This window comes from Paenochrobactrum sp. BZR 201-1 (assembly GCF_044987585.2).
Taxonomy (GTDB): domain Bacteria; phylum Pseudomonadota; class Alphaproteobacteria; order Rhizobiales; family Rhizobiaceae; genus Paenochrobactrum; species Paenochrobactrum pullorum.
Genome location: NZ_JBJDRZ020000007.1, coordinates 124,525 through 140,162, shown reverse-complemented (window position 1 = coordinate 140,162; position 15,638 = coordinate 124,525). Strand labels below are relative to the sequence as shown.

The 15,638-nt window shown below is 49.7% G+C and carries 16 protein-coding genes; 7 read left to right on the top strand and 9 right to left on the bottom strand.

Annotated features, from left to right (window positions below):
• Positions 1-110 precede the first annotated feature (110 nt).
• The 8 genes from rseP to ACI0FR_RS06790 all read right to left on the bottom strand — a co-directional run bounded on the left by rseP (position 111) and on the right by ACI0FR_RS06790 (position 7,492).
• A complete protein-coding gene (gene rseP / locus ACI0FR_RS06825; protein WP_404905961.1) occupies positions 111-1,250 on the bottom strand; it encodes an RIP metalloprotease RseP in 1,140 nt (379 codons plus the stop codon).
• An 86-nt stretch (positions 1,251-1,336) separates the two neighbouring features.
• Positions 1,337-2,149: a phosphatidate cytidylyltransferase gene (locus ACI0FR_RS06820; RefSeq protein WP_404905962.1), complete on the bottom strand. Its 813-nt coding sequence runs from the start codon at positions 2,147-2,149 to the stop codon at positions 1,337-1,339.
• Positions 2,150-2,216: 67 nt separating this feature from the next.
• Positions 2,217-3,014, bottom strand: a complete 798-nt coding sequence (locus ACI0FR_RS06815) for an isoprenyl transferase (protein ID WP_374830797.1) — start codon at positions 3,012-3,014, stop codon at positions 2,217-2,219.
• 33 nt (positions 3,015-3,047) lie between these two features.
• Complete coding sequence (gene frr, locus ACI0FR_RS06810; protein WP_374830795.1) at positions 3,048-3,608, bottom strand: ribosome recycling factor; 561 nt, start codon at positions 3,606-3,608, stop codon at positions 3,048-3,050.
• A 47-nt stretch (positions 3,609-3,655) separates the two neighbouring features.
• Positions 3,656-4,378 carry a UMP kinase gene (gene pyrH / locus ACI0FR_RS06805; protein WP_374831137.1) on the bottom strand — a complete coding sequence of 241 codons (723 nt, stop codon included), beginning with the start codon at positions 4,376-4,378 and terminating at the stop codon, positions 3,656-3,658.
• A 194-nt stretch (positions 4,379-4,572) separates the two neighbouring features.
• Positions 4,573-5,496 (bottom strand): translation elongation factor Ts, encoded by a 924-nt coding sequence (gene tsf, locus ACI0FR_RS06800; protein WP_374830793.1) that lies wholly within the window; start codon positions 5,494-5,496, stop codon positions 4,573-4,575.
• Between the two features lie 147 nt (positions 5,497-5,643).
• On the bottom strand, positions 5,644-6,414 hold the full coding sequence (gene rpsB / locus ACI0FR_RS06795; protein ID WP_343804337.1) for a 30S ribosomal protein S2: 771 nt from the start codon (positions 6,412-6,414) through the stop codon (positions 5,644-5,646).
• Positions 6,415-6,691: 277 nt separating this feature from the next.
• On the bottom strand, positions 6,692-7,492 hold the full coding sequence (locus ACI0FR_RS06790; protein ID WP_374831135.1) for a cell envelope integrity EipB family protein: 801 nt from the start codon (positions 7,490-7,492) through the stop codon (positions 6,692-6,694).
• Positions 7,493-7,759: 267 nt separating this feature from the next.
• On the opposite strand from ACI0FR_RS06790, the gene ACI0FR_RS06785 reads away from it, so the two are divergent.
• The 4 genes from ACI0FR_RS06785 (at position 7,760) to ACI0FR_RS06770 (ending at position 10,693) form a co-directional block, all read left to right on the top strand.
• Entirely contained in the window at positions 7,760-8,224 is a 465-nt protein-coding gene (locus ACI0FR_RS06785) for a RidA family protein (protein WP_374830790.1), read from the top strand.
• A complete protein-coding gene (locus ACI0FR_RS06780) occupies positions 8,224-8,949 on the top strand; it encodes a glycerophosphodiester phosphodiesterase (RefSeq protein WP_404905963.1) in 726 nt (241 codons plus the stop codon). Before ACI0FR_RS06785 ends, ACI0FR_RS06780 begins: the two co-directional genes overlap by 1 nt.
• Before the next feature lie 106 nt (positions 8,950-9,055).
• Entirely contained in the window at positions 9,056-10,252 is a 1,197-nt protein-coding gene (locus ACI0FR_RS06775; protein WP_404906014.1) for a GNAT family N-acetyltransferase, read from the top strand.
• 15 nt (positions 10,253-10,267) lie between these two features.
• The gene (locus tag ACI0FR_RS06770) at positions 10,268-10,693 is read left to right on the top strand and encodes an HIT family protein (protein ID WP_404905964.1); all 426 of its coding nucleotides are present in this window, start codon (positions 10,268-10,270) and stop codon (positions 10,691-10,693) included.
• A gap of 72 nt (positions 10,694-10,765) precedes the next feature.
• Here the strand turns inward: ACI0FR_RS06770 and ACI0FR_RS06765 are convergent, their stop codons facing one another.
• A complete protein-coding gene (locus ACI0FR_RS06765) occupies positions 10,766-11,806 on the bottom strand; it encodes a dipeptidase (protein WP_404905965.1) in 1,041 nt (346 codons plus the stop codon).
• 323 nt (positions 11,807-12,129) lie between these two features.
• Between ACI0FR_RS06765 and ACI0FR_RS06760 the strand changes: the two genes are divergently transcribed.
• From ACI0FR_RS06760 to nikC, 3 genes are read left to right on the top strand one after another with little or no spacing between them, the layout of a single operon-like run.
• On the top strand, positions 12,130-13,728 hold the full coding sequence (locus ACI0FR_RS06760) for an ABC transporter substrate-binding protein (RefSeq protein ID WP_374830782.1): 1,599 nt from the start codon (positions 12,130-12,132) through the stop codon (positions 13,726-13,728).
• Entirely contained in the window at positions 13,728-14,738 is a 1,011-nt protein-coding gene (locus ACI0FR_RS06755) for an ABC transporter permease (protein ID WP_374830780.1), read from the top strand. Before ACI0FR_RS06760 ends, ACI0FR_RS06755 begins: the two co-directional genes overlap by 1 nt.
• Positions 14,735-15,637, top strand: coding sequence for a nickel transporter permease (nikC, locus tag ACI0FR_RS06750; RefSeq protein ID WP_374830778.1), 903 nt, complete (start codon positions 14,735-14,737; stop codon positions 15,635-15,637). The genes ACI0FR_RS06755 and nikC overlap by 4 nt, the downstream gene beginning before the upstream one ends.
• Position 15,638: the final 1 nt, after the last annotated feature.

The following is a 15,638-nucleotide window of genomic DNA, read 5'->3' as shown; positions in this document are numbered from 1 at the left end:
GTGGCACACATGCCACGCGAATCCATGATTATGGTAAACAAATTATATTACTTATCCAGTCCAACGCCTCTTATTTTCCGTCTTATCGACGTCAAAATTCAATTTTACTGTTAGCAGGCAAAGACATCATTGAAAAGTACAAAAGCCATAAAGCCCATAACAAGCAAAAAGCCTAATTTATAGAAAAGCTCCTGTGCTCTCACCGAAACCGGTCGTCCTAATACCGCTTCTGCCGCATAAAACACCAAATGTCCGCCATCCAGCGGCGGTAACGGGAATAAATTGAGCAAGCCAATGCCTATTGAGAGCATTGCAGTGAGCTGCACAAGCCATTCAAAACCCAAACTTGCAGCCTGTCCTGCCATATTGGCAATTTTAACCGGCCCGCCCAGCTGACACTTATCTTCGCGTCCGGCAAAGAATCGCGAGAAAAATTCACCCGTACGAGCAATAATATGACCGGTTTCCTTCACCGCCTGCCCGACTGATTCTAGTGGCCCATACTCAACTTTACGAAATTGCGCGACTTCGTTGGTTGTTTTAACACCAATAACACCGATCTTGATCTGGTTGCCCAGCGCATCAGTTTGCTCAGAGGCAACCGGCATTGCTTCCAGCTCAAGCTCACGCCCGTCACGCTCAACAACGAATTTCAAAGCATCACCGGTGCGCCCTGATACGATGCGCTGCACATCGGCAAAGGTCGTAACTTTCGAGCCTTCAACACTGATGAAACGGTCACCGGCCTGAAAGCCTGCCGCTTCCGCCGGGCTGCCGATGGTTACTTCTGCAACCAAAGGGTCAGCAATGGTGCGGCCATACATATTGAAGAAGACGCTCAAAATCGCAATGGTGAGCAAAATATTGAAAGCAGGCCCTGCAAAAACTGTTGCTGCACGCTTCCATACCGGTTGGGTGTGAAAAGCAGTTTTGCGGTAATCTTCGCTCATTTGCGCGTGATCGATTCCGACAGGCGAGCTTGTCACGCTTTCATCACCGGCAAATTTCACATAACCGCCGAGCGGAATAGCCGACAGTTTCCAGCGTGTGCCGGATTTTGCCGTATAGCCGATCAATTCAGGGCCGAAACCGATCGAAAATGCCTGTACACCAATTCCGCACCAGCGACCGACCAGATAATGCCCCATCTCGTGGACGAAAACGACAACACTAAGGACACAGACGAACGGTATCAACGTTCCCACCAGCAGACTATTGCTCCCAAACAGATGCGAGAAAATATCGGACAAAACAAAACTCCTGATGGGGACGGATGACAAATTGAGTGTAACCCGCCTTATGAGACCGCCAAAATAATATTTAAATTTCGACGACCTTAAAGATTAAAAAATATCGCAGATGGCACATCCGGATCAGCCATGATTGCGCCGATAATATAAAGCAAAGCGCCAGCAGCAATGAGACCATCAACGCGATCCATGACCCCGCCATGCCCCGGCAATAACCAGCCCGAATCCTTAGCACCAAAGCGGCGCTTGACCCAAGATTCGCCCAGGTCACCAATCTGCGAAACAATCGACAACAGAACCGCCAATAATGGCACGATGAAACTGCCGGACTCTGCCACAAGAGATGCCACAAAAATGGCTCCTGCAACAGCCGCAGCAATACCGCCGATTGCGCCCGACCATGTTTTATTTGGCGAAAACTTCGGCGCAAGCTTTGGCCCGCCCAATGAACGGCCGGTAAAATAAGCTGCAATATCGGTTGACCATACAATGGCGAAAAGAAAAATGATTGCAGTAAAGCCAAATGGCTCGTCACCGCGTAAAAGTGCCAGCGAAATCGTCGGAAAACCTGCATAAAGCAACCCGGCGGCAGGCCAAGCTTTGCCGGTTTTCCAGCCAAGAACCAACAATACGACAAAACCGATTGCCAAAAAGCCGATCGTCCAAAGTGCATTCTCATCCCAGATCAGCAATGCAAAAGTACCGATCAGCCACAGCCAGCCCAAAATCTTCGTAAAGGCACTTTGGCGCGACGCGCTGAGTGTCGTCCACTCATAAAAAATCGCCAATCCCATGGCAATCATCAACAAGCTGAAACCAAGACCGCCGATATATGTCAGCCACAAAGTTAAACCGCCCAGCACAATCGCTGTGATAATGCGGGTTTGAAGATTTGACATACTCACCTCTCGGCCTTCATTTTTATTATCTGCCAAGTGCGCAAAGGCTGGCTACTTGTTCTAAATCTCAGGATGCAACACCGTCGGAAGCCACAGCAACCGGCATTCGTTCAACGCTCTCATTGCAAGATGCTTGTGACTTGATGCCACCAAAACGGCGTTCACGATTGCGATAGGTTGCAATCGCCTCCTCGAAAACCTCCGGCGAAAAGTCAGGCCAAAGACACGGCAAAAACAAAAGCTCCGCGTAAGCTGCCTGCCAAAGCAAGAAATTGGAAAGCCGCATCTCACCGCTTGTACGGATGATCAAATCCGGATCCGGCATACCGGATGTATCAAGATTAGCCGAAATCAGATCGGCTGAAATGGATTGCGGGTCAAGTCTGCCTGCCGCCACATCGGCGGCAAGACTGCGCATCACACGGGTAATTTCATCACGTGAGCCGTAATTAAATGCAATCACCAGATTGAGACCGGTATTGCCACGGGTCAGGCTTTCCGCCTCGACCAACAGTGCACGTACATCAGGCGACAGATTTTCGCGTTCGCCGATAATACTGATATGCACATTTTTGCGATGCAGATCAGCAAGGTCTCGCCGGATAAACATTTTCAACAATGTCAGAAGTTCACGCACTTCCCCGTCTGGACGGGACCAGTTCTCGGAAGAAAAAGCAAAGAATGTCAGCCATTCAATACCGATAGTACCGGCATGATGGACGACTGAACGCAGACTTTCAACGCCTGCCCTGTGCCCTGCACTGCGAGGCAGCCCACGCGCGGTTGCCCAACGACCGTTTCCATCCATAATGATGGCGATGTGGCGCGGATCCGACATGCGTGTTGCTACCTCTTCAATCTGCATTCAGCAAAAAATTATGCTAAAATCATACAAGCCTTAAACCTGCATGATCTCCACTTCTTTAGATGCAAAGAGCTTGTCGATCTCGGCAATGGTTTCATCAGTAAACTTCTGAACCTTGTCCGACATCACACGGCTGTCATCCTGGCTCATAAGGCTGTCTTTTTCCAGTTTCTTCAACTGATCCATACCATCACGGCGAACGTGACGGGCAGCCACACGTGCCTGTTCAGCATATTGGTTGGCAATTTTAACCAGCTCTTTACGGCGCTGTTCATTAAGCTCCGGCAGAGGAATACGCAGATTTGTGCCATCTGTAATCGGGTTCAGACCAAGACCGGATTCACGGATAGCACGTTCAACTGCACCAACCATTGACTTATCCCAGACGGAAACCGCCAGCATACGTGATTCCGGTACAGTGATGTTGGCCACCTGATTGATCGGCATACTTGAACCGTAAGCCTGCACAACGATCGGCTCCAGCAAGCTTGCCGATGCCCGACCGGTACGTAAACCGCCTAAGTCATGTTTAAACGAAGAGATCGCGCCGTCCATGCGGCGCTTCAGGTCGTTGATGTCAAAAACATCGCTCATAGATTTTCTCCTTGGCGCGAAGATTTAAGAATCGGGCAGCGCAGACGTCAAGAATCCGACACGATTGTGCTGCGCCCTTTACCTTGCAAAATATCAGCCAATCCGCCATTTTCATGGATCGAATATACTATTATCGGAATGTTGTTCTCGCGTGCAAGCGCGACAGCAGCGGTATCCATCACCGCCAGGCCACGATCAAGCACTTCCTTATGGGTCAACCGGTCAAAACGGGTGGCATTCGGGTCTTTCTTCGGATCGGCAGAATAGATACCGTCTACCTGCGTGCCTTTCAACAAAGCATCCGCACCGATTTCAGCCGCGCGCAAAGCTGCGGCAGAATCAGTAGTAAAGAACGGGTTGCCGGTACCACCGGCAAAAATCACGACTTTGCCGGCATTCATATAAGCGGTGGCTTTGCGCTGCGTGAAGCTTTCGCAAATTTCCGGCATGGCAATTGCGGAAAGCACAACCGCATCGACACCCGCTTTATTGAGCGATGTGCGCAGCGCCAGCGAATTGATGACAGTAGCCAACATGCCCATATGGTCGCCGGTAATACGGTCACCACCCTTGGAAGCAACCGCAACGCCGCGGAAAATATTGCCGCCGCCGATGACGATACCAACTTCAACACCTAGGGCACGCGCTTGTTTGACGTCGCTTGCAATACGATCTGCAACCGATACATCAATACCAAAGCCCTGCCCGCCCATTAAAGCTTCACCGGATGCTTTTAAAATGATGCGCTTATATACAGGCGTTCCGGTCATGATACCCTCTTGTGTTACGATCATATGAATCTGATGTTCGATACACGAAGGGCACCGCGTTGTCACGCGATGCCCTCCATAATCAAAAGCTTTTAGAGCATAAGTCATCATATTTTTGCCAAACATGCCCTTAGGCGCCACATACAGTCAAAATAACTGCCTATAGCCCCGTTCAGGCTGTTTAGAGCAAAAATTTAGCTCTTAACTGCTGCAGCAACTTCAGCTGCGAAGTCTGTTTCTTCTTTCTCAATACCTTCGCCGAGTGCAAAACGTACAAAAGCAGTAATTTTTGCAGGAGCACCGATTGTCTTTTCAGCTTCTTTAAGAGCTGCAGCAACAGTCAGGTCAGGATTGATAACGAAAGACTGGGACAGAAGAACAACTTCTTCAAAGAACTTGCGCATACGGCCATCAATCATCTTTTCGATGATTGCGTCCGGCTTGCCCGATTCGCGGGCCTGTTCTATGAAGATTGCTTTTTCACGTTCAACTGCAGAAGCATCAACTTCTTCGTTGGTTAGTGCCAGCGGGTTGATCGCAGCAACGTGCATTGCAACCTGACGGCCGAATGCGTTTGCAGCTTCTTTGTCACCATCGGTTTCGATAGCAACCAAAACACCCAGTTTGCCGAGACCGTCGGAAACGCCGTTGTGAATGTATGTTGCAACAGTACCGTTGTTAACGCTCAGACCAGCCGAACGACGGAAGCTCATGTTTTCACCGATGGTGCCGACAGCGTCCTTGATAACTTCAGTAACGCTCTTGTCTGCGCCAGGATAGATAGCAGCAGCAACAGCTTCAGTCGAACCATCGGTTGTCAGAGCAACCTGAGCAACATTGCGAACGATTTCCTGGAAGGCATCGTTACGTGCAACGAAGTCTGTTTCGGAGTTCACTTCAACAACAACTGCCTTGTTGCCTTCTGAAGCGACTGCAACGAGACCTTCAGCAGCGGTACGGCCGGCTTTTTTGTCAGCCTTTGCAATACCCTTTGCACGCAGCCAGTCAACAGCGGCTTCAATGTCGCCATTGGTTTCAGCCAATGCTGCTTTACAATCCATCATGCCTGCGCCGGTAAGGTCGCGCAGCTGTTTTACCTGTGATGCGGAAACGCTCATATTGTCGCCTTTCATGAAAGCGAAGGCACACCAAAGGGTGTGCCAACTTTAGACCCCTATGTGGTGACGCACTCTGGAGTGTTATCACATAGGAACGAAATTAATTATCCACCCGCTTTGTAACGGGTGGATGAATTATTACAGCGCTTAAGCGCCTTCTGCCGGAGCTTCGAGTGCTGGCTCAACCGGAGCTTCAACCTGAGCGCCGATATCAATGCCGAGTGCACCCTGCTGACGGGCAATACCATCAATTGCAGCGCGGGCGATCAGATCGCAATAAAGCGAGATTGCGCGTGCAGCATCATCGTTACCTGGAATTGGGTAATCGATCTGGTCTGGATCACAGTTACTATCGATAACTGCAACAACAGGGATACCAAGGCGCTTGGCTTCCTGAATAGCAATTGATTCTTTGTTGGTGTCGATGATGAACATCAGGTCAGGAACCGAACCCATGTCCTTGATGCCGCCCAGTGCGCGATCGAGTTTTTCACGTTCGCGTTCCAGGTTCAGGCGTTCCTTCTTGGAGTAGCCCTGTGCATCGCCTGCCAACAGTTCGTCCAGCTTGCGCAGACGCTGAATGGAGTTGGAGATGGTTTTCCAGTTGGTCATCATGCCGCCGAGCCAGCGTGCATTGACATAGTACTGAGCTGAACGGTTTGCAGCATCAGCAACAATGTCAGAAGCCTGACGCTTGGTACCAACGAACAGAACGCGGCCGCCACGAGCAACAGTGTCAGATACAACCTTCAGCGCATTGTGCAGCAGAGGAACGGTCTGAGCCAAATCCATGATGTGGATGTTGTTGCGGGAGCCATAGATGTATGGAGCCATCTTTGGGTTCCAGCGGTGTGTCTGGTGACCAAAGTGGATACCAGCTTCGAGAAGCTGGCGCATGCTGAATTCTGGCAATGCCATTTCAATTTTCCTTTTCCGGTTTAACCTCCACGGACAGAGGCGGAAGAACCGCCACCGGAGGTCATATCGGATTTCTCCCGACATTAACCACTAGCCCGTGTGTGGAATGTTCCGGCACTTAACGGATGATGGATAGAAATGCAACCCCTGCCCGTTTATCCGTGCCGAAAATGATCCTTTCATGCCGCATTGCCCCGCATATCACAGCCAAAAAAGAAATCAGTCCAGTAAACTTATTTCCCTGCAAATACGCATCGCACTTTTGGCTCGAATGCTTTTAGTCACACTTTGCATCCGCAGGCTGGCTGTTATAGAGATCAAGCTTGACCAGTTTTCCACGCATGGAAAAATCACCGTAATCCATAAACAGATCACGCGTCACGCCATTGCGGTATAATTTGAAATTGATGCGGTAAATCGGCAAACCGTCCTGATTTTCCTTGTCATCAAAATAAGCAATCGTGACCGGCCAATATTTGTCTTTGCCCATAGTACCCAAAGATTTATATTCATCATCTTTGGCCGCCTGTTCTTTACCCAGCATTACGGTGGTAGAAACCACGCGATTGGCATCTTCCGACCCATCAAAAATTGTGGTCTGGTAAAATTTCTCGCCCTTTTCTGCCTTACCGATAATTTCGGTCAGGTGTTTGGTTGGGAAATTGGTTTTACCCAGTTCAATATCGGCCTTTTCCGGCTGACTTAATTTGACCTGCAAATTTTTGGCTTGCAGCTCGGCACTGCCGCGTACTTCCTTGATCAGGTCTTTATCCACAAATGTTTTGTTGACAAAACTGAACTCTTTGCCGTCAGCCGCTTCAAAAGTCGTCGTCTGCTGATCGGTAAGCCGCTGCGGCTGTTCTTCCATATCGATCTGCGTCACAAAGCGAAAATTGGTTGTATAGCCTTCACAGGCGGAGCCATTGAATTCATAGACCATACGACCCTTAAGACCGCTGATTCCCGTTTTGTCATCCGCTTTATCAAGCTGGAGATCATAAACTGCACGATGCGGTGCCAGCATCACTGAAGGTGCAGCCATCGCCGGCACGGATTCCAATGCAAAAACTGCAACCATCAAGCCACCGGAAATTCCTGCCAGAGTGCCTGAAAGCAAAGGCCTTTGCCCTAAGCAGAACCCTGACCGGAACCCTGCCTCTAACCATGTTTGGCAAATGGCCTTTTTCATAAAATGCATGCTATATCTCCCTGCAGAAGCAGTATGATAAAAAAACTCGTGGCGGAATCGAGACAAAAGTCGCAACCTTGCGATATTTTCCACCGATTCTGTCTTGCTCTTGTTATAATTGCACGACACAACACTAAAAGAATTAAGGATCTGAATATGACTGATACAATTGATAGCCGTCTTGCCGCTCTGGGTGTAACCATTCCAGCTTCTGCAGCACCGGCTGCAAATTACCTGCCTTACATGCAGGCAGGCCAGTTATTGTTCACCTCCGGCCAACTGCCGATGGATCAGGGCAAACTGATCCATACCGGCCTTCTGGGCGCTGAAATCGACATTGCCAAAGGACAGGAAACCGCACGCCAGTGTGCAATCCAGGTTCTGGCACAGGCCAAAGCAGCGCTCGGCGATTTAAACCGCATTAAGCGTCTGGTGAAGATCACAATTTTTGTGGCATCTGCGCCAGGCTTCACCGAACAGCACGTTGTCGGTAACGGCGCATCGGATTTCCTCGTCAATGTACTTGGCGATGCCGGTAAACATGCCCGCTCCGCTGTTGGTGTAGCAGCCCTCCCGTTTAATGCACCTGTGGAAGTAGAAGCGATTTTTGAGGTCGCCTGATGTCATTTGCCCGTTGGTTAACTGAAACCCCTATTGCACATCGTGGTTTGCACGACTTGAACCATGAGTGCTGGGAAAACTCGCTTTCGGCTGCACAAGCAGCCGTCGCCCAAGGTTTTTCCATTGAATGTGATGTTCACCTCACCAAAGACGGTGAAGTTGTCGTATTTCACGACCCCACACTCAAACGGGTTGCAGGGCGCGCCGGGCATATTTACAAACTGACACTGGCAGAGGCGCAAGCGCTCACCATCGGCACCACCCAAGACCATATTCCGTCTTTGCGGGAACTGCTTGATCTCGTTGATGGTCGTGTGCCCCTTATTATCGAAGTAAAGGGCACACTGGGTCATGATGACGGCCTCGTCAAAAAAACCGCCGAAGCGCTAAAAAACTATCAGGGACATGCCGCGATCATGTCCTTTGACCATCACATCATTCGGCAATTTGCTTCCGATGCACCGGGCATTTCGGCAGGTCTGACCGCTGAAGGCATGAACCGCGATGCAATGGAAGCGCATTTTTCCATGCTGGCACATGGCATCGATTTTGTGTCCTATAATGTGCATGAATTGCCAAATCCGTTCATCAGCTTTGTGCGTGAAAAACTGCATATGCCGGTGATTACATGGACGGTGAAAAATCAGGCGACCAAAGCCCACAGCGATCTGAATGCCGACCAGATTACCTTTGAGGGGTTTGACCCGCGCGCTCAGCTTGCCTGATAATTCACATTCAAACAGGACAAGCACCAGCCAAACAGGACAAGCACCAGCGCTGGCTTGATGAGCTTCGAGCAAAAAAGTCTTTGAGGAGGATGGCTGCAAGGTGTTGGACGATGAAGATCAAAGCCCTGAATTTCAGCTCCGTGTCGTCAGACAATTTGATGAATTCACGGCCGAAGAATGGTCTTCCCTTGCTGGCACTTCCAAAGAGCATATAAATTACAATCCGTTCCTGTCCTATCATTTTTTAAACGCGCTTGAAAAATCGGAAAGCGCAAGTGCTGCCAATGGCTGGCGGCCATATCACTTGCGGCTTGAAACGTCTGACGGCATTTTGCTGGGCGCAGTACCCGCCTATTTGAAAAGCCATAGCCAGGGTGAATATGTTTTCGATCATGGCTGGGCAGATGCCTATGAGCGCGCAGGCGGGCGCTATTATCCAAAACTACAGTCTTGCGTGCCCTTTACGCCTGCGACTGGTTCTCGGCTTTTGCACAACCGTGACTATGAGCCAGCCGCCATCCGGCAGGCACTGGCACTCGGACTGCAACAACTGACCGACCAGCTCGGCATCTCGTCAGCCCATGTCACTTTTGTCGATGAAGCGCAGTTAAGCCCCTTGAAAACGGCAGGCTTCCTTCGCAGAATCGATTTGCAATTTCACTTTATAAACAATGGCTTTTTGCAATATGATGATTTTTTAAGCGAGCTTTCATCCCGCAAAAGAAAACTCATCAAAAAAGAACGTAAAGAAGCATTAAGCAACGGCATCACGATCGAATGGCTGCAAGGCGATGAAATAACGCCTGACATTCTTGATCAGTTTTTTGCATTCTATATGGATACCGGCAGCCGCAAATGGGGCCGCCCTTATTTAACCCGTGAGTTTTATACGCTGATCGGCAAAACCATGGCCGATGATATTCTGCTGGTGATGGCAAAACGCGATGGCCGCTACATTGCCGGTGCGATCAATTTTATTGGCTCCGATACGCTGTTTGGCCGCCATTGGGGCTGTATCGAAGACCACCCGTTTTTGCATTTTGAAGTCTGCTACCATCAGGCTATCGAATTTGCGATAAAGCACAAACTCGATAAGGTTGAAGCAGGCGCGCAAGGTGACCATAAAATTGCGCGCGGCTATCAACCTGTCCTTACCCATTCCGCACATTATATTACCCATCATGGTTTGCGTGATGCTGTGGCCGATTACCTTGATATCGAGCGTCAAGATGTGATGCGCATGGCTGCAATGCTGCAAGAGCAATTGCCATTTCGCAAACTTCCTGTCCTTGACCCATAAAACGGAGAAGACCCGATGACTGCCGCCTATGACGATAATAATATTTTTGCAAAAATTCTGCGCGGTGAAATTCCGGCACATCGTGTTTATGAAAATGATGATGTTGTGGCATTTATGGATGTAATGCCACAGAGCAACGGACACACATTAGTGATCCCGAAAAAGCCATCGCGCAATCTGCTGGATGCTGCGCCTGAAACGCTGGGCTCTTTGATGGTGGCAGTGCAGCATGTGGCAAAAGCCGTTCAAAAAGCTTTTGAAGCAGACGGCATCACTATCATGCAGTTTAATGAGCCAGCTGCTGGCCAAACCGTCTATCACCTGCACTTCCATATTATTCCGCGCTATGAAGGCATTGATCTGAAGCCACATAGCGGAAAGATGGAAGATAATGGCGTTCTTACCGCCAATGCCGAAAAGCTGCGCGCACAGCTTTCATAAAGACAATAAAAAAACGCCGCTTTTAAAGCGGCGTTTTTCTTTAAGAAGCACTCTTTAAATTAAGCACTCCCATTAAGCACCCCAAGTGCGTTCCAGCACGCGGATCCAGTTGTCATGGGCAATCTTGTTGATCGATTCCTGATCATAACCATGCGCACGCAGAGCATCAATCAACTTCGGCAAGCCGGATGCATCGCCGATTTCTGTTGAAATCGCTGTTCCGTCAAAGTCGGAACCAAGCGCCACATGATCGATACCCATACGCTCGACCATATAATCAATATGACGGATCATATCTGACAATGGCAGATTCAGGTCGCGCTGACCTTCGCTGTGCAAGAAAGCAACACCAAAGTTGAGGCCAGCCAAACCGCCAGTGTCGCGGATCGCATCCATCTGCTTGTCGGTCAGGTTGCGGCTATGCGGGCAAATGCCATGCGCATTGGAATGAGACGCCACCAGCGGCGCATCGGAAAGCTTGGCAATATCCCAAAACCCCTTCTCGTTCATATGAGAAAGATCGATCATCACTTTCAGCTCGTTACAAGCTTTGACCAAACGCTGACCGGCATCACACAGACCCGGACCAATGTCCGGTGAGCTGTTGAAACGGAAAGGCACACCAAATGCAAAAATGTTCGGGCGGCTCCAAACAGGACCAAGACTGCGCAGACCAGCTTGCTGCATGACATAAAGTTCGTCCAATCCGTCACTGATCGCTTCCACACCTTCAATATGAAAAACAGCAGCAAAAGCACCATCGGCCATCGACTGACGAATATCACCAGCGGTACGGCAAACGCGCAAACCACCCTTTGACGCCATTTCGATTCGGGTCAACAAGGCAGCCATACCAAGCGTTGTTGTCAGTGCATCGCTATGAGCAGGCGTTTCAAAGTTACCTTCAGCATTCAGCTCTTTTGACGGGCTTGGCACATAAATTGCACACAATCCACCTGCCAGACCACCGGTCTTTGCACGCGGCAGATCGATGTGGCCAACCGCTTCACCGTTAATAAAACGCGCTTCAGGATTCGGCTCGGTGGATGTCCATAAACGCAGTAAAACGTCGTTATGGCCATCAAAAACAGGGGTAATTGGAGCTGTTGTCATAACTAGATATGCCTTTATCAGTCTTGGAATTTTAAGTTTGAAGCTTATCACTGTGTAAGGCTTACGCTCTTACACATAAATTGCCAATGCGTTTTATGCATATGTTAGAAATCGCTTGCATAAGTTGGCCATTTATTTTAGCGAACCCTAATCCATTTCCTCATTATGCATTCTGTGCATGACCATTGCAAATTCTGCATTGGAACCCACAAACCCACTCATGATACCGGATGCTAGGAAAAATGCGCCTGGCGGTACAGCTAATTGGGATGGCGCTTTTATGGCAGTTGCTCACGCAGTTGCTTTAACAGGGAGAATAAAAAATGATTTCGAGACGTAATTTTCTGGCAGGTGCCGCAGCGGTACCTTTCCTTTCTTACGCAAGCCTGTTGCCAGCCGTAGCTGCCGGCCGTCAGGACATTCTCGTTGTTGCTCAGACGCTCGACAATATGACGAGCCTTGATCCGCATGAAAGCTTTGAAGCTGTCGGCAGTGAAATCTGCAACAACATGTATCAGCGTCTTGTTCATCCAAGCCTGACCAATCCGGAAGAAATCGAAGGCGGCGTTGCTTCCTCTTGGGAAGCTGACGAAGAAGGCAAAGTCTTCACCTTCAAAATGAACCCGGACGCAAAATTTGCCAGTGGCGCTCCTGTAACTGCTGAAGACGCTGTCTTCTCCCTGCAGCGCGCAATCAAGATGAACAAAGGCGCAGCCTTTATCATCGGCCAGTTCGGCTTCACACCGGAAAATGTTGAAGAGTGGATCACCGTCGTTGACGATTCCACCATCAAACTTTCGCTCGAAACCCCGACCTCCCTCTCCTTCCTGCTCTATTGCTTGTCTGCAAGCATCGGCAGCATTGTCGAGAAGAAGCTGGTGATGGAGCACGCCGATGGCGATGACATGGGTAACGGCTGGCTGCAGAAGAACAGCGCCGGTTCCGGTGAATGGACCCTCGTTTCCTGGAAGCCAAGCGAAAGCGTAGTGATGAACTACAACCCGCATGGTCTTTATAAAGGCAATGTAAAGCGCATCATGCTGCGTCACGTTGCTGATCCGTCTTCACAGCTTCTCATGCTACAGAAGGGTGACGTTGATATTGCGCGCAACCTGACCACCGAACAGCTGCGCGTTGTTGTTGACGATGAAAACTACAATATGGTTCGTCAGAGCGTCAGCGGTATCATGCTGATGTCCCTCAATCAGAACAATCCAAAGCTCACCAATCCTAAGCTTTGGGAAGCGATCAAATGGGCTGTTGATTACGACGGCATCCAGCAGAACATTGTGCCATTGCAGTACAAGGTTCATCAGACCATCGTTCCTGAAGGTTTCCCTGGTGCAATCACAGACAAGCCATTCCAACGTGACCTTGAAAAGGCAAAAGCTTTGATGGCTGAAGCTGGTCTTGCCGATGGTTTCACCATCAAAATGGACCACTATTCTGCACAGCCAAGCCCGGATATTGCTCAGGCAATTCAGGCAAATCTCGCAGATATCGGCATTAAAGTCGAATTGCTGGCCGCTGAAAACCGTCAGGTTCTCACCAAAATGCGCGCCCGCGAGCATGAGATTGCACTGACATCATGGGGTTCAGACTATTTTGATCCGAACACCAACGTATCTGTATTTTGCATTAATGAAGACAATTCTGACAATGCAATGAGCAAGCCTTTTGCTTGGCGTTCGCATTACCAGAACGAAGAGTTCATGAAAAAAGCTATTGCTGCCCGCGATGAAAAAGATCCGGCAACCCGCATCAAGCTTTATGGCGACCTTCAGCGCGAGTTCATTGCTGACAGCCCGTTCATCGTCATGATGCAAAAATTTGAAACTGCTGCTTGCCGCAAAGATGTGACAGGCATGCGTCTGGGTGTGCTTTCTGACAGCCACTCCTATGCAGGGATCGCGAAGGCGTGATGAGGAAACTCCAAAAATTGACTGGTGTACTGGGCAGCGTGTTAATCACGCTGTTCGGTCTTATGGTTATCACTTTTATGATCGGTCGCGTTATGCCGGTCGACCCGGTTATTGCGGCTGTCGGCGATAATGCTCCCGAAGCCGTAATCCAGCGTGTACGCGCTGAAATGGGCCTTGATCAACCATTGGTCGTTCAATTCTACAATTATATTGTCCAAGTTTTGCACGGCGATCTGGGCAATTCTATTCTGACCAGAAATCCGGTTACCAGTGACATCGCACGTTATTTCCCTGCGACATTGGAATTAGCGACATTTGCTCTGATTATTTCAGCTATCATCGGCATTCCGCTTGGTGTTTGGGCTGCGGTACGTCAAGGCTCATGGATCGACCAGACCATCCGCGTGATTTGTCTTGCAGGTCATTCGGTACCTGTCTTTGTATTGGCATTGATATCTCTGCTGGTCTTTTACGCAACGCTCGGCATTGCACCCGGACCTGGCCGTCAGGACATTATCTATGAAGGCATGATCACCCATGTCACAGGCATCATGACCATTGATACCCTGCTTGAAGGTGATTGGGATGCTTTTGTTGATGCTGTAAAGCATATGATCCAGCCGGTTGTCATTCTTGCATATTTCAGCATGGCTTATATCACCCGCATGACCCGCGCTTTTATGCTTGATGCGCTTAAAGGTGAATATGTGATCACCGCGCGCGCCAAGGGCTTATCGCTCAAAGCAGTGATCTGGAAACATGCTTTTCCAACCGTTGCAGTTCAGCTCGTAACAGTTCTTGCCCTCACCTATGCAGGTTTGCTCGAAGGTGCAGTGGTAACCGAAACTGTATTTAGCTGGCCGGGACTTGGACAATATCTGACCGTCTCATTGATGAACGCAGATATGAACCCGGTCGTTGGCGCTACATTGCTGATCGGCGTGATTTATGTTGGCCTCAATCTTCTGGCCGATATCCTCTATAAAGTACTGGATCCACGTGTAAGATGATAACATCTACTTTCAGAAACTGGGCTTTGAGTGAAACCCCGTCTTCACGTGCGCAAGCTGCATGGGGACGCCGCTACCGCTTGTGGCTCAATCTCAAAGCCAACCATTTGGCAATGTTTGGCTTGATTGTGATTTTGGCCTTTGTCTTGCTGTCATTGTTTGCACCGCTTATTGCACCTTATGATCCAAGCGCACAAAATCTTGCCAACCGTTTGTCAGCCCCGACAGCCGAACATTGGTTTGGTACGGACGAACTGGGACGTGATATTTTATCACGCATTCTTTATGGTGGCCGTGTAACCATTGGTATGGTTCTTACAGTCGTCATTTTGACAGCCCCGTTAGGCTTGGCAATTGGTTGTATTGCTGGTTATTACGGCGGCATCGTTGATACCGCTTTGATGCGCATTACCGACGTGTTCCTTGCTTTCCCACGCCTCATTCTCGCACTTGCCTTCGTGGCAGCGCTGCGTCCCGGCGTTGAAAGTGCGGTTCTCGCGATTGCATTGACGGCTTGGCCACCCTATGCACGCCTTGCCCGCGCTGAAACAATGACGATCCGCAACAGCGATTTCATTGCCGCTTGCAAACTGACCGGCGCCTCCTCCAAGCGCATCATAGCGCGCCATATCGCACCATTATGCGTACCAAGTCTGGTTGTCCGTATCACCCTCGATATGAGCTCGATTATTCTCACAGCAGCAGCTTTGGGCTTCCTTGGTATGGGTGCACAGCCACCTTCACCAGAATGGGGCGCAATGATCGCAACCGCCAAACGCTTCATTTTTGATCAATGGTGGGTAGCGACCATTCCAGGTGTTGCAATCTTCCTTGTTGCACTCTCCTTCAACTTTTTGGGCGACGGTCTTCGTGACGTGCTCGATCCGAAGCAGAACTAGG

Excerpts from the sequence above, each read along its gene's own strand:
- ACI0FR_RS06780 (WP_404905963.1), top strand. The coding sequence starts at position 8,224 with ATGTCATTTGCCCGTTGGTTAACTGAAACCCCTATTGCACATCGTGGT.
- rpsB (WP_343804337.1), bottom strand. The coding sequence starts at position 6,414 with ATGGCATTGCCAGAATTCAGCATGCGCCAGCTTCTCGAAGCTGGTATC.
- ACI0FR_RS06765 (WP_404905965.1), bottom strand. The coding sequence starts at position 11,806 with ATGACAACAGCTCCAATTACCCCTGTTTTTGATGGCCATAACGACGTT.
- ACI0FR_RS06770 (WP_404905964.1), top strand. The coding sequence starts at position 10,268 with ATGACTGCCGCCTATGACGATAATAATATTTTTGCAAAAATTCTGCGC.
- ACI0FR_RS06760 (WP_374830782.1), top strand. The coding sequence starts at position 12,130 with ATGATTTCGAGACGTAATTTTCTGGCAGGTGCCGCAGCGGTACCTTTC.
- frr (WP_374830795.1), bottom strand. The coding sequence starts at position 3,608 with ATGAGCGATGTTTTTGACATCAACGACCTGAAGCGCCGCATGGACGGC.
- ACI0FR_RS06785 (WP_374830790.1), top strand. The coding sequence starts at position 7,760 with ATGACTGATACAATTGATAGCCGTCTTGCCGCTCTGGGTGTAACCATT.
- ACI0FR_RS06820 (WP_404905962.1), bottom strand. The coding sequence starts at position 2,149 with ATGTCAAATCTTCAAACCCGCATTATCACAGCGATTGTGCTGGGCGGT.
- tsf (WP_374830793.1), bottom strand. The coding sequence starts at position 5,496 with ATGAGCGTTTCCGCATCACAGGTAAAACAGCTGCGCGACCTTACCGGC.
- ACI0FR_RS06755 (WP_374830780.1), top strand. The coding sequence starts at position 13,728 with ATGAGGAAACTCCAAAAATTGACTGGTGTACTGGGCAGCGTGTTAATC.
- pyrH (WP_374831137.1), bottom strand. The coding sequence starts at position 4,378 with ATGACCGGAACGCCTGTATATAAGCGCATCATTTTAAAAGCATCCGGT.
- nikC (WP_374830778.1), top strand. The coding sequence starts at position 14,735 with ATGATAACATCTACTTTCAGAAACTGGGCTTTGAGTGAAACCCCGTCT.
- ACI0FR_RS06790 (WP_374831135.1), bottom strand. The coding sequence starts at position 7,492 with ATGGTTGCAGTTTTTGCATTGGAATCCGTGCCGGCGATGGCTGCACCT.
- ACI0FR_RS06815 (WP_374830797.1), bottom strand. The coding sequence starts at position 3,014 with ATGCAGATTGAAGAGGTAGCAACACGCATGTCGGATCCGCGCCACATC.